The sequence below is a fragment of the Streptomyces luomodiensis genome, assembly GCF_031679605.1.
GTDB lineage: Bacteria > Actinomycetota > Actinomycetes > Streptomycetales > Streptomycetaceae > Streptomyces > Streptomyces luomodiensis.
Window position 1 is genome coordinate 5,361,889 of record NZ_CP117522.1, and the last position, 13,806, is coordinate 5,375,694.

The 13,806-nt window shown below is 73.5% G+C and carries 6 protein-coding genes; 4 read left to right on the forward strand and 2 right to left on the reverse strand.

Annotated features, from left to right (window positions below; all coding sequences use genetic code 11):
* Positions 1–33 precede the first annotated feature (33 nt).
* Complete coding sequence (locus PS467_RS22600; protein WP_311036790.1) at positions 34–1,500, reverse strand: NsdA family TPR-like regulatory protein; 1,467 nt, start codon at positions 1,498–1,500, stop codon at positions 34–36.
* 963 nt (positions 1,501–2,463) lie between these two features.
* On the opposite strand from PS467_RS22600, the gene PS467_RS22605 reads away from it, so the two are divergent.
* Positions 2,464–4,551, forward strand: a complete 2,088-nt coding sequence (locus PS467_RS22605) for an asparagine synthase-related protein (protein WP_311036791.1) — start codon at positions 2,464–2,466, stop codon at positions 4,549–4,551.
* A gap of 334 nt (positions 4,552–4,885) precedes the next feature.
* Complete coding sequence (locus PS467_RS22610; protein ID WP_311039934.1) at positions 4,886–8,887, forward strand: AfsR/SARP family transcriptional regulator; 4,002 nt, start codon at positions 4,886–4,888, stop codon at positions 8,885–8,887.
* A 264-nt stretch (positions 8,888–9,151) separates the two neighbouring features.
* Here PS467_RS22610 and PS467_RS22615 read toward each other — a convergent pair whose 3' ends face one another.
* The gene (locus PS467_RS22615) at positions 9,152–9,877 is read right to left on the reverse strand and encodes a TetR/AcrR family transcriptional regulator (RefSeq protein ID WP_268973471.1); all 726 of its coding nucleotides are present in this window, start codon (positions 9,875–9,877) and stop codon (positions 9,152–9,154) included.
* 321 nt (positions 9,878–10,198) lie between these two features.
* On the opposite strand from PS467_RS22615, the gene PS467_RS22620 reads away from it, so the two are divergent.
* Entirely contained in the window at positions 10,199–11,554 is a 1,356-nt protein-coding gene (locus PS467_RS22620; RefSeq protein WP_311036792.1) for an NAD(P)/FAD-dependent oxidoreductase, read from the forward strand.
* 235 nt (positions 11,555–11,789) lie between these two features.
* Positions 11,790–13,742, forward strand: a complete 1,953-nt coding sequence (locus PS467_RS22625; protein WP_311036793.1) for an ATP-binding SpoIIE family protein phosphatase — start codon at positions 11,790–11,792, stop codon at positions 13,740–13,742.
* Positions 13,743–13,806: the final 64 nt, after the last annotated feature.

Below are 13,806 nucleotides of genomic sequence, written 5' to 3' on the forward strand. Positions count from 1 at the left end.
TCCGTTCGCCTCGCCCCACTCGCCCCGGCCCGCTCACGCCGGGGCCACCAGCAGCGGCCGGGCCTGCTCGCGCAGCTCGGCGACGCGCGGTTCGTCGCGGTACGCCTCGAGGCGGCGCATCAGATCGCGTACGTACTCCGTGGTACGCGCGGACGAGATCCGGTTGGCGACCTCGACGGCACGGGCACCCGCCGCGCAGGCCGCGTCCAGATTGCCCGATTCCAGTTCGGCGACCGCGGACACCACCAGGCGCAGCCCGTGCGACCGCACGAACTCCTCCGTCGGCCGGGCCAGCGCCTGTTCGGTGAAGCGCCGCACCTGGCGCGGCAGCCGGAGGTCGCGGTAGCACTCGGCGGCGTCGGCCGCGAACCGCTCATGGCTGTAGAAGTCCAGCCAGGACGGATCGGGGTCGCCCGCCCGCGAGCGCTCCAGCCAGCCCTCGGCGGACTTCAGGGCCGCCCCGCAGGCGGGCCCGTCCCCGGACTTGGCCTGGGCGCGCGCCTCCACGAGCCGGAAGAAGCTCATGGTGCGGGCGGTGGCCAGGCCGCGGTTGCGCTCCAGGGCGGCCTGGGCCAGGTCCACGCCCTCGTCGGCGAATCCGCGGTAGGTGGCCTGGAGGCTCATCGACGCCAGCACATAGCCGCCCAGGGGGACGTCGGCCGCGGCGCGGGCCAGGCGCAGCGCCTGGATGTAGTACCGCTGCGCGGCCTCCTGCTGGCCGGTGTCGAAGGCCATCCACCCGGCGAGCCGGGTCAGTTCGGCGGTGGCGCCGAAGAGGGAGCGGCCGACCTCGTCGCTGTACGAGCCGAGCAGCAGGGGCGCCGCGTCCACCCGGAGGCACTCGGGCACCATGGACGAACGCCAGTCGCCGCCGCCGTACTTGGAGTCCCAGCGGCGGGCGTCCTCGGCGGCCTCGCGCAGTTTGGTGACGTCACTGTGGCCGACGCGCTGCGGCGGCACGGCCTCCAGGGCGGTCCCGCTCGCGGCGCTCGCGCCGGTGGTCGTTCCGTCCTCGGCATCCTTGGGCTCGCGGGCCACCGAGCTGTCGGCGGGGGATATGAGCCAACGCGAGGCCGGGGTGGCGTACGCGCTTACTGAGAAGGATCCGGCCAGGCTCTGCCAGATGCCGACCCCGCCGCGCCGACCCGCGAGATCCAGCCGGTAGAGCTCGGTCGCGGAGCGGACGGCCTGGCCGATGTCGCGCGGGAAGGTGAGACCGACCTCGGGGGCCGGATCGGCATCGGCCAGGCCGATCTCGTGCAGGGGAACGGGGCGACCGAGTTTGCTGGCGATCGCAGCCGCAATGAGGTGTGGCGCGGCACCCTGGGGCACCATGCCCTTGGACACCCAGCGCGCGACGGACGTCTTGTCGTAGCGAAGCGTCAGGCCGCGCTGGGCGCCGAGGTCGTTGACTCTCCGCGCGAGCCCGGCATTGCTGATCCCAGCGAGGGCGAGAACGGTGCCGAGCTTTTCGTTCGGCCCGCGTGGCTCCCTGGACATGCGCACCCCTCGACAGCACCGACGGCCGCCCCGGCATAAGCACGGGGCATTCGTAAACCCAGCGTAGTTCGCCGCATCCCGACCGTTAAGAGGTGGTGTCCCGGATGGCGAGATTCTTGTACGAACGGGCGTGCGGAGCGTGACGTGTGCTCCCGGTGTGTGTGGCTGTGCGCCCGTGTGTGCGCTCTGTCTCCCTCGCGGCGGGGACGTTTCGATGGGTCCTGCGTGGGTCGGCCCGCTGTACTGGATCCAGTGGGCTGGGGGACGCCGCCGCCTCATTCCCCGCGGGCGGCGGAACGGTCCGGGAGGCGAATGCCGCCTCCCGGACTGTCGTGTCGGGGGGTGCGAGGGGCGGCAGTTGAGCACATACAGGGCGTCCGCAAGACCATCGAGAGCGCCACGAGGATTTGGCTGAATAACGCCCATCACGGCCGGGCTCCCGTGTCGGACCGGGGAGGGGGAGGCCCGACGCGGGACGCTCTCTTCCGCGCAGAGCGGTGAGCGGCTCACCGCCCTGCATGAAAGCGGTTCACCGCTCCGAGACGTAAGTCCCTTGTCTGCTGCACGGGGTGGCGCCGTGTTGGCGTCGGGCTGGTGCCGGGTTGGCTTTGGCGTGCGACCTTCCGTGCTCCCTTTCGTGCGCCTCCCGCGCGCCGCTTCTGCGCCGTTCCGCACACTCGTCGACGCCCTTGCGCTCTTGCGCGCCCCAATCGTGGCAGCATGGGCCACGGCGGAACGGTGGGTCGCTACCGGCGGTGGTTCCCTCATGGCTCCTTACGGATGCCTTCCTGAGAGGCGCCACCCCCTGTGATCAACTCTGCGATTCCTGTGGTCATCTGTGGTCACGGGACATCCAAGAGATCCACGTTGTTGTCCGGTTCGAAGCCGAAACCGTCAACATGCTGTGCATGATGGCACCTACTTCTTGGTTGCCCTGGATGCCCACAGCCTGTGGAGGCGGCGATGCGGTGGTTGGTGGGGTGGAGCAGTACCGCATCCGGCCCGGTCCCCCCGGAAGGCCGTGCGATCCAGCCGGTCGGCGCCCAACTCCTGTGGGCCGACCCCGATCCGCTGTGGGCAGTGGGCGACTGGCGGCCCGATGAGGTACGCGTCGTCCAGACCGACCCCTTCACCCGCCTCGCCGTCTTCGGCTGCTGCGGCGCCAGCGACGAGGAGCTGCGGGTGGGCCTGTTCGCCGCCCGCGGCGGCGCCCTGCGCCATCTGACCGCCTGGCCCGGCAGCTACACCGCCGTCGCCCAGGTCGGCCGCCGCGTCACCATCGCCGGCGACCTCGCCGGCGCCCGGCCCGTCTTCCACACCGACTGGGCCGGCGGCACCGCCTACGCCACGGCCGCGCTCCCGCTCGCCGACCTCATCGAGGCACAGCTCGACGTCAGCCACCTCGGCGCGCTGCTCGCCTGCCCCGACTCCCCGGAGGCCATGGGCGACGGCACACCCTATATGGGCGTCAGACGCGTCCCCCCGGGCCACGCCCTGATCCTGCGCGACGGCGCCCGCGACGTCACCGGCTACGAGCCCACCGCGTCCCTCGCCGTCGCCGCACCCCCACTCGACCAGGACGAGGCCGTGGAGGCGGTCCGGGACGCCCTCGTGGAGGCCGTACGGGCCCGGCTCACCGCCCCGCGCCACGCCCCCGAGACCGCCGGCCGCGACCCCGGCCCGGTGCCCGGCATGGGGCCCGCCGAACGGCGGGCGGCCCGCGGCGCCCCGGCCCCCGGCATCGGCGCCGACCTGTCCGGAGGCAGCGCCTCCGCCACCCTCGCCCTGCTCGCGGCCGGTCTCCCCGGAAGGCCCGGCACCCTCTTCGGACACGGCACCGAGGCGGGCGAGCGGCTCCTGGCCGTCACCTTCAACGACCTGGCCACGACGGGCGGGGCCCGCACCCGCGAGGCCGAGCTGGAGCGCGCCGGCGCCATCGCCGCCAATCCGCGGCTGCACCATGTGGTCGTCGCCGCGGGCGAAGAGGCCCTGCCGTACGCGGGCCTGGACACCGGCGCCCTCACCGACGAACCCGGCCCCTCCCTCGTCATCGCCGAACGCCACCGGCGCCGGCTCGCCGCAGGCAGCGCGGACCACTTCATCGGCCACGGCGCCCGCCAGGTGCTCGACGCCCACCCCGCGCGCCTCGCCGACCTGCTGCTCGACCGCCGCAGACGCCATCTGCTGCGTCCCGCCACCGCGCTCGCGAAGGCCGACGGCCCCTCCGCGCAGTCCTTCTTCGTGCCCTTCACCGTCTACCGGGCCGCGCGCCGGCTGGCCCGCACGTCCTACCGCGACGGCGTCCAGGAGGCCGCGGCGCGCCTCCTGGAGCGCCGCTTCGCCGACGACCAGGCGGCCCGCGGCCCCGGCGCCGTATCGGCCTCCCTCGCCGCCCTGACGTGGTGCCGCCCCGGACCCGCCGCCCGCTGGCTCACCGGAGAGACGCTCGCCGAGGTGTCCGTCCGGCTGGAGGAGGCGGCCGTACGCCCCGTGCTGCTGCGCCGCCCAGGGGAGCGCCGCGCCGACGCCGCCCTCGCCCGCTACGCGGCCGACCACCGCGTCTTCGAGCAGGCCGCCGAGGTCCGCAGCCAGCGCCTGCACGCGCCCTTCCTCGACAACCAGGTCGTACGGGCCTGCCGCGCGCTCCCCGAAGCGCTGCGGGTGCAACCCGGGGCGCGCGCCGCGGTGCTGCGCGAGGTCCTCGCCGGAGCGGGCATCCGGGAGCTTCCCCCCGGCTGGGGCGCCACCTCCCACGCCGCCCACACCGCCGCCGTACGGACCGGCATGCGCACCTGGGCCGGCGAACTGATGACCCTCTTCGACGCGCCGCTGCTGGCCGACGCGGGCCTGATCGAGGCCCGTGTCGTCCGTAAGGCGCTGCGCGCCGCCGCACAGGGGGAGCGGCTCCCCCTGGACGGCCTGGCCGAACTCGTCTCCACCGAGGTCTGGCTCCGGCGGCTGCTGGCCCGCCGGGGCACCTGCTGGACGGGCACGGCGGCGCCACGGCAACGGGCGGTGGCGGGCGGAGTGGTGCCGCGACCGAGCCTGTGACGGCTTGCTGCCGCACCGGGGCGCCAACGGGCCCCTCGCGTTTGGGGCATCCCGCACCGGGCGCCCACGCGGCGTGCCGCACCGAGCGCTCGCGGGGGTATGGCGGGGGTCCTGGGGCCGGGGCGGTGCGGTGCGGTGCGGGGAGTTGGGGCCATGCGGTGTGGGGGCCGTGCGGCGTGTGGGGGCCAGGCGGCGTGAGGGCCAGGCGGCGTATGAAGTCGGCGTCCTTACGGCTGAAGTCGGCGTCCTTACGGCGGGCGAAACGAACGGACCCCAGCGCCGTCACGCGCACCATCTCCCGAGCGGCAACAAGCAACCTAGGAGAATGGCCCCTGTGCGGTATCTGATCCTCGGCACCACCGAAGCGCGCGACGACCACGGAAACCCACTGCCCCTCGGCGGCCCCCGCATCCGCGCACTGCTCGCCGCGCTCGCCGTACGAGCCGCACGCCCCGCCCCGGCCACCGTCGACGTCCTGATCGACGAGGTGTGGGCCGACGACCCTCCGCATGACGCGCCCGCCGCGCTCCAGGCGCTCGTCGGCCGGCTGCGCCGGGCCATCGGCAGGAGCGCCGTGATCTCCTCACTCGGCGGCTACCGCCTCGCGACCACCGTCCCCCAGGACGACGTCGACCTGCTGCGCTTCGAGCGGCTGACGAACGAGGGTTTACGCGCCCTGCAGGCCGGCGACCCCGAGACCGCCGCCGCCACCCTCCGTAAGGCGCTCGCCCTGTGGCGCGGTCCGGCCCTCGCCGACCTGCCGGACCGGGACGCGGCCGCCGCCCGCCCCGAGGCGCTTCGGCTGACCGCGCTGCACCGCCGGATCGACGCCGACCTCGCGCTCGACCGCCCTACGGACGTCATACCGGAGCTGCGCGAACTCGTCGCGGACCACCCGCTTGACGAAACGTTCCACGCCCAGCTGATCCGCGCCCTGCGGGCGGCCGGTCACTCCGCCGACGCCCTTGCTGCGTACGAGGACGTCCGCCGCACCCTCGCCGAACGCCTCGGCGCCGACCCAGGAGCGGAGCTGAGGGAGCTCCACAGACGGCTGCTGACGACCGCCGCCGAGCCGGCCCTCCGAGAGCCGATCGCCGCGCGCGGCGACCCGTCCACCGCGGCGGACGCAGCGCCGCGCGCTGACGGCCACGGAGCGACCGGGACCGGGTCCGGGTCCGGGTCCGGGAGGGAGAGCGGGAGCACGGGCGGGGGCCGGACCGGTGCCCGAGCCGGTATCCGGACCGATGGCCACGTCGGGGACCCGGCGGACGGCGTGGCGGAGCGCCGGGTCGACGGCCGGGCCATGGACGGGGCGGAGGAGCGCGGGGGCCACGGCCGGGCCAGGAGTGCGCTCGACCGTCGGCCCGGGGAGGCGTTCGAACCTCGGCCCGGGGAGGCGTACGACGGTCGGGCCGCAGGCGGGGCCGACGGCCGGGGGGCCGGTCCGCGCACCGCCGTACCGCGTCCGCCGCACGGCAACCTCAGAGCCCGCCTCACCAGCTTCGTCGGTCGGGAGACCGAGATCAGCGACATCCTCCGGGACCTGGAGAGCGCCCGGTTGGTCACTCTCACCGGCCCCGGCGGCTCCGGCAAGACCCGGCTCTCCGAGGAGGCCGCCGGGACCGTGACGGCCGATTACCCGGATGGCGTCTGGATCGCCGGACTCGCCCCGCTCGACCAGCCCTCCGCCGTCCCCGGCGCCGTCCTGAGCGCGGTCGGCCGCCGCGAGACCACGCTGCTCGCCTCCGGGCTCGAAGGCCGCGCCGCTGGGACGGACGGTGTGGACCCGACCAGCCGGCTCGTCGAGTACTGCGCGGACCGTCGGCTGCTGCTCCTGCTCGACAACTGCGAGCACGTCATCGACACCGCCGCCCGGCTCACCGAGACCCTGCTCGAGCACTGCCCAGGGGTGACCGTGCTCGCCACCAGCCGGGAGCCGCTGGGGGTGCCGGGCGAGATCGTCAGGCCGGTGGAGCCGCTTCCGCCCGCCCCGGCTCACCAGCTGTTCGCCGAGCGCGCCGCGACCGTACGGCCCGGGTTCGACCCGGCGGCCGATCCGGACACGGCGGCCGCGGTCGCGGAGATCTGCCGCCGCCTGGACGGTCTGCCGCTGGCGATCGAGCTGGCCGCGGCGCGGCTGCGGCTGCTGACCCCACGGCAGATCGCGGACCGGCTGGACGACCGTTTCCGCCTGCTGACCAGCGGCAGCAGAACCGCGCTGCCCCGCCAGCAGACCCTGCGGGCCGTCGTCGACTGGTCCTGGGACCTCCTCGATGAGCGCGAGCGCACCGTGCTGCGCCGTGCGTCGGTCTTCGCGGGCGGGTGGACCCTGTCCGCGGCGGAGGCGGTGTGCGCGGACGCACAGCCCGTCGAAAACGTCCTTACGGACGACGGCGAGGTCCATGGCGCCCTTACGGACGCGACGGCGGGCACACCGCGGCCCCCGGCCCCCGACGCGGTTGCGCGCGCCGAGACGCGCTCCCCCCTGCGCTTTCATGCGCGCCCCGGCGCCCGGATCACGCCGGCTGAGGTTCTGGAGCTGCTCGGGGCGCTGGTCGACAAGTCGCTCCTGGTCGTCGACCACCCCTCGCGCGGTACGGCGGCGGAGTCCGCCGGTACGGCGGGCAGGGAGCCCCGCTACCGGATGCTGGAGACGATCCACGATTACGTCAGCGAGCGCGCCACCGAGGGCCCCGCGGCCCGTGCCGACCACAAGGCCGCCGTGGCCCGCCATACCGCCCACTTCCGGGACTTCGTGCGCACCGCCGAGCCCCGTCTGCGCTCCGCCGGACAACTGCCGTGGCTGCGCCTCGTCGAGGCCGACCTCGACAACATCCGGGCAGTGCTGCACCGCTCCCTGACCACCGCGGACGAGGACACCTTCTTCGCGCTCATCCATTCCATGGGCTGGTTCTGGTGGCTGCGCAACTACCGGGACGAGGGCGCCGCCTGGATCGGCCGCGCCCTGGCCCTGGAAGACCGCCCGGACCATGGACTGGAGGAGACACCGGACGGAGACCACCCGTTCGAGCGATTCCCTCGTATCCCGGCCCGGGTGCCGGACGGTGTGGACGGCGTCGACGAGGAAGTCACCCGGTACTGGCACTTCATGGACCTGCGGATGCTGCTCTTCTTCCTGCTCGCGGAGCAGGGCAGCGGGCCGGACCTGAGTGACCCCGGGATCCGGGACGCCGCCCTACGCATGCGTGACGCCTACGCGGGCAATCCCGGGCCTCGCAGTGCCCGCTTCCCCGGTCTGCTGTGGCCGTTCGCCGCCTTCGCCGTCGAGGGCTTCGCCGGTGTGCTGCCGCTCATGGACCAGACCGTGGCCGGCTGCCGGAAGCACGGTGACGACTGGGCGGTCGGCGTCACGCTGATGTACCGCACCCACCTCGCCATCGACATGCCCGGCGGCATCGAAAGCGTCGATGACGACCTGGCCGAGCTGCGCGAGCTGACCGCCCGCGTCGGCGACCGCTGGATGCTCGCCCAGGTGGAGGGGGCGCGCGGCGAGATCGCCGCCCATCGCGGGCGGTTCGCGGAGGCGAGGGCCGCCTATGAGAAGGCACGGCGACTCGCGCAGGAGCTCGGCGCGCACACCGAGGTGCCGTTCCTCTTCACCCGCCTCGCCGATCTCGCCCTTCACGAGAAGGACGTGGCGGGCGCGATAGGGCTGGTGGAGCGTTCCGAGCAGGAGGCGGAGCGTCGTGGCACCCAGGACACACGGGCCTTCAACCAGGTCCTGCGCAGCCTGGTGGAGCTGGTGCGCGGTGATCTGGCCCAGGCGCGAGCCCGCTGCGACGCCGCGCGGGATTTCGCGCTGCGCGGCACTCCACCGCCGCAGTTCTGGGTCGTGATCAACGGCCTGGACGGCCGCATCACCGGCTTGGAGGGCGATCTGGCCGGCGGAGTGCGCAAGCTGCGGAACACGCTGCGCGATGGCCTCGAGGCGGGCTCCATGGAGCTGCTGCTGGCCCATCAAGCAGAGTCGGCGGCGGAACTCCTGGCGAGATGCGGGCAAGAGCGGCTCGCCGCACGGCTGGTGGGCGCCGCCGACGGCTGGCGCGGCCGGCTGCCGCGCTCACCACTGGTGGCCGAGGACGTCGGCACGACCGTGGCGCGCTTGAGCGAGGCGCTGGGCCATGACGCGGTGGAGAAACTGCGTACCGAGAACACGACCCTCACCCCCGAGCAGGCCATCCGCCTGCTCGACGAGGTGCTGACGTCTCTCGACGCCACCGACGCCACCCCTGCCCAGGCCGAAGCCGTCACCTGGGACGAGACCGCAGGCCGGGCCGGGGCTGCCGACCCGGAGGCTGACCCGGATGCCGATTAAGGACATCGCACCGCCCGCCCGCCCGCTCCAACGCGGCGCACCCCCTGGACCCCGGAACACGAAACGAACCCGGGAAACAGAACACGAGCCATGCGGACCGCCCACCGGGCCGACACATGCCGATGCCGCCATAGCGCCCAGCGCACCAGTGCATACGCAAATACATGTGCACCCCGCCCGGCACGGCCCTTCGGCGTCGTCGATACCGATACCGATACCGATGTCACCCTGCCGGGCGCGGGTATCACTCCCGGGCCGACGGCATCACCCCACGGGGCGCGACCGCAGCCCGTCCAGCAGTATGTCCAGCAGCCGGGACGACGCCGCCGCCTGCTGCGCCGCGTCCGGCAGCGAGGGCGCCGCCGTGGCGATCACCAGCAGCACATCGGCGACCGTCACATCCGGGCGCAGCTCGCCCGCCGCCCGTGCTCGCTCCACCAGTTGCCCGACGACCTCCAGCAGCGCCGCGGCGCCCGCGTCGTCCGGCTCGTCCTCAGGTGCGGTCGGCCGCTCGACCAGCCGCAGCTCCGGCTGAGCCGGTCCGGCTAACGCCGCCTGCCGCGGCTGCGGCAGCCGGATCTCGGCCTCCACGTCGACCCCGACCCGCAGCACCTGCGGCGGAAGCAGCCGGCCCGCGCCGGACGCCACCGAGGTGCGCAGGAACCGGGCCAGCGCGGACCACGGTTCGTTCTCCTGACCCAGCGCCGCCCGCGCCTGATCGGTCAGCCTTGCCGTCTCCTCCTCGGCTATGCGTCGCACCAGCACGTCCTTGCTGGGGAACCGCCGATAGACGGTGCCCACCCCGACCCGCGCCCGGCGCGCCACGTCCTCCATCGGAGCCCCGTACCCCAGCTCACCGAAGACTTCGCGGGCCGCCCGCAGGACGTGCTCCAGATTGCGCTGCGCGTCCACGCGCAGCGGTGTGTTCCGTCCGCCGTTTCCGTCCGACGACGCGACGGCTGCGGACCATGACGAACCCTGAAGGTGCATAAGTGATCCCCCGGTAATGACGTCTCCCCCCGGAGACTCCCCGCCCAGACTGTCGAGGCAGTCACAACCCCGACGAAGTACGAACATAGTTGAGCACAGGTCAAGAAAGAAGAGGGTAGCTCGGGACAGAACGCCCACTGATCGGAGCACAGGACCGCCTTGTTCCGACTCGCCACCCGTCGGTCACCGCCCATCCCGGGGCTGACCTGCGGACATTTCGTACGTGCAACCGATTCCGCACCGTGCGGCGGGCCAAGCCGTCCGGTCACACAATTCGTCGGGCCTGTGGACAAACCGCGGCCGCGCGTGCCTCATGGGAGGGTGAAGGAACCTGCGCGCATTCTCGTTGTCGGCGGTGGCTACGTCGGGATGTACGCCGCGCTGCGCCTCCAGCGGAAGCTGAAGCGAGAGCTGAGGCACGGCGGCGTACAGGTCATCGTGGTCGACCCCGAGCCGTATATGACCTACCAGCCCTTCCTGCCCGAGGCGGCTGCCGGATCCATCTCACCGCGCCATGTCGTGGTGCCGTTGCGCCGGGTCCTGCCCGACTGCACGGTCGTCATCGGCGAGGCCACCGCGATCCACCACGGCAAACGCACCGCGACCGTGAGAACCCTCGCCACCGAGGAAGAGGGCGCCGGCACGGTCGACATCCACTACGACGAGCTGGTGCTGGCCCCCGGCTCCGTGTCCCGCACCCTCCCGGTCCCCGGTCTCGCCGAGTTCGGTATCGGCTTCAAGACCGTCGAGGAGGCCATCGGCCTGCGCAACCATGTGCTCGAACAGCTGGACATCGCCTCCTCGACCCGGGACCCCGATGTCCGGGACGCGGCGCTGACCTTCGTCTTCGTCGGCGGCGGATACGCGGGTGTCGAGGCGCTCGGCGAGTTGGAGGACATGGCCCGGTTCGCCGTCCGGTACTACCACAACATCGCCCCCGAGGATCTGAAGTGGATCCTCGTCGAGGCCACCAACCGGATCCTTCCGGAGGTCGGCGAGGAGATGGGCAAGTACGCCGTCCGGGAGCTGCGCGACCGCAATATCGACGTCCGGCTGGAGACCCGCCTGGACTCCTGCGCCGACCGGATCGCCGCGCTGAGCGACGGCTCGCGCTTCCCCACCCGCACGCTCGTGTGGACCGCGGGCGTCAAACCGCACCCCATCCTCGCCTCCACCGATCTGCCGCTCAACGAACGCGGCCGCCTCACCTGCACGGCTGCGCTCCAGGTGGAGGGCGTGGAGCACGCCTGGGCGGCCGGGGACGCCGCGGCGATCCCCGACCTGACGGCCGACCGGCCCGGTGCGGAGTGCGCCCCCAACGCACAGCACGCCGTCCGCCAGGCCAAGGTCCTCGCCGAGAACGTGCTCGCCTCACTCGCCGGCCGGCCGCTCACGGACTACGCGCACACGTACGCGGGCTCCGTGGCCTCCCTGGGGCTCCACAAGGGCGTCGCACATGTGTATGGACGAAAGCTGAAGGGCTATCCGGCCTGGTTCATGCACCGCGTGTACCACCTCAGCCGGGTGCCGACGTTCAACCGTAAGGCGCGCGTGCTGGCCGAGTGGATCCTGTCCGGGCTGTTCAAACGGGAGATCGTCTCGCTGGGGTCGCTGGAGAACCCGCGCGCCGAGTTCAAACTCGCCGCGGATACCGGTCGCCATCCCGAGGCCAGTTGAGCCAATCGGGGCGGAGCCGGGAACTCCCCTCCCACGATCGGCGTCTGACGGATGTCAGACCGGTCGGCCACACTGGACGTGTGACCATGGGTGGGCTCGTATCTGCAAAGAGTGACAATCGCGAGGATTCGGAAGTTTGCCGCATTCCCCTGGGGGTCGCCCCCCGTACCCGCACCCAGCTCCCCGATCCCGCGCCGGCGCGCTGCTCAGCCACCACCCCACGAGGTAACCCGCAGTGAATTTCACGCGCTGGAGCGCCCGGCTCCCCCGAACCCAGCGACGCATCGCCGCCCGAGCCGACCGCGGTGCGCGGCGGCCGCAGCCCGCGGCCGCGGCGGGCGGCGGCTCCGTCCCGGCGGCCAGGGGCGAGCGCGCCGACGCCTCGGGGCGCGGCGAGCCTCCCGCGGCCGCCCCTTCCGACGCCGCGCCCGCCGCCGTTCCCACGCTCGACGGGCTGTCCGTCCATGACCTCCTCGGCCAGGTGCCGGCACTGGTCGCGGTGGTCTACGGACCCGAGCACCGCATCGCCTACCTCAACGACGCCTATGCCGAGCTCTTCGGCTCCCGGGCCCTCGGCACCTCCGCCCGCCAGGCCCTGCCCGAGATGAGGGAGCTGGGGCTGCTGCCGCTCATGGACCAGGTGCTGCGCAGCGGCAAGCCCCGTACGGTCAAGTCCCGGCGCGTGCCCGCGGGCCGCCCGGCGACCACGCCCGGCCCGCGGCAGGAGGGCGCGGCCCCGGGCTCCGGCCGGTCGCGCCACGGCTACTACACCTTCACCTGCTCCCCGATCGAGATGGCCGTGCCGACGGCCGCCGCCCCCGGGGCGCCGGCCGACGAGCGGGCGGGCGAGGGCGCCGTGGACGGAACACCGGTGGACGGGGCGCCGGTGGACGGACCGATCCCGGAAGCCGCCCTCCGTAAGGCCGTCACGCCGGAGGCGGTCACCACTGAGCCCGTCGCCACTGAGCCCGCCCCCGCCACGGCCACCGAGCCGGTCCGCGGCGTGCTCGTCTTCGGCGCCGACGTCACCGACCAGGTCGAATCCGCCGAGCGGCTGCGCGCCAGCGAGCGCCTCCAGCGTGAGGCCGCCGTCACCCTTCAGCGCAGCCTCCTCCCCCAGGAACTGGAGCAGCCCGACGATCTGCGGGTCGCCGCCACCTATCAGCCCGGCGGCACGGACGCGGCGGTGGGCGGCGACTGGTACGACGTCATCACCCTGGGCGCCGGCCGCACCGCCCTCGTCATCGGCGACGTCATGGGACGCGGTGTGAGGGCCGCCGCCGTCATGGGCCAGCTGCGCACCGCCGTCCGCGCCTACGCCCGGCTCGACCTCCCGCCGCATGAGGTCCTACAGCTCCTCGACGGCCTGGCTGCCGAGATCGACCCCCACCAGATCGCCACCTGCGTCTACGCCGTCCACGACCCCAACGAGAACCGCCTGGTCTACGCCTCAGCGGGCCATCTGCCGATCCTGGTCCGCGACCCGGACGGCACCGTCCGCCGCGCCTCCGAGCCCACCGGACCTCCGCTCGGCACCGGCGGCTGGCTGCACACCTCCGGCTCGGTCCCGCTCGGCCCCGGGGCCAGCGCGGTCCTCTACACCGACGGTCTGGTGGAGCGGCGCGACAAGGACATCTACGACGGTGTGGCCGCGCTCGAACGCGTCTTCGCGGGCGCGACCGGCTCGCCCCAGGTGATGTGCGACCGCCTCATCAGGGCCCTGGGCATCACCGCGGAGCACGACGACGATGTGGCGGTGCTGGTCCTCCAGCACCCCGCCCGTACGGGGCACGACGCGGAGCTCTTCCACAACGCCGCGCTGGAGCTCCTCGGCGGGGTGGAAGCCGCACCGCGCGCCCGAGCCTTCGCCTCCGGGGTGCTCGCCAGCTGGCGCTTCCCCATGGAGCTGCGCGATCTGGGCGTGCTCGCCGCCAGCGAGCTCGTCGCCAACTCCCTCCAGCACGGCACTCCGCCCATGCGGCTGCGGCTGCGGCGCACCGACCGCCGCCTGATCATCGAGGTGACGGACGGTGATGACCATCTGCCGCGCCGCCGCCGGGCCGAACCGGTGGACGAGGCCGGACGCGGCATCTCGATCGTCGCGACCATCGCCTCGTCCTGGGGCTCACGCCGCACACCAGGCGGCGGCAAGGCGGTGTGGTGCGAGTTCGCCCTGCCGGCGGACTAGGCGCGTGGTCCGAAGAGGCCGCTGACGCGGCACCGGCCGTGGTCCGCGAACGTCGGTGACGGGC

Coding starts and splice junctions, on each gene's coding strand:
- PS467_RS22600 (WP_311036790.1), bottom strand. CDS start 1,500: ATGTCCAGGGAGCCACGCGGGCCGAACGAAAAGCTCGGCACCGTTCTC.
- PS467_RS22605 (WP_311036791.1), top strand. CDS start 2,464: ATGCGGTGGTTGGTGGGGTGGAGCAGTACCGCATCCGGCCCGGTCCCC.
- PS467_RS22615 (WP_268973471.1), bottom strand. CDS start 9,877: ATGCACCTTCAGGGTTCGTCATGGTCCGCAGCCGTCGCGTCGTCGGAC.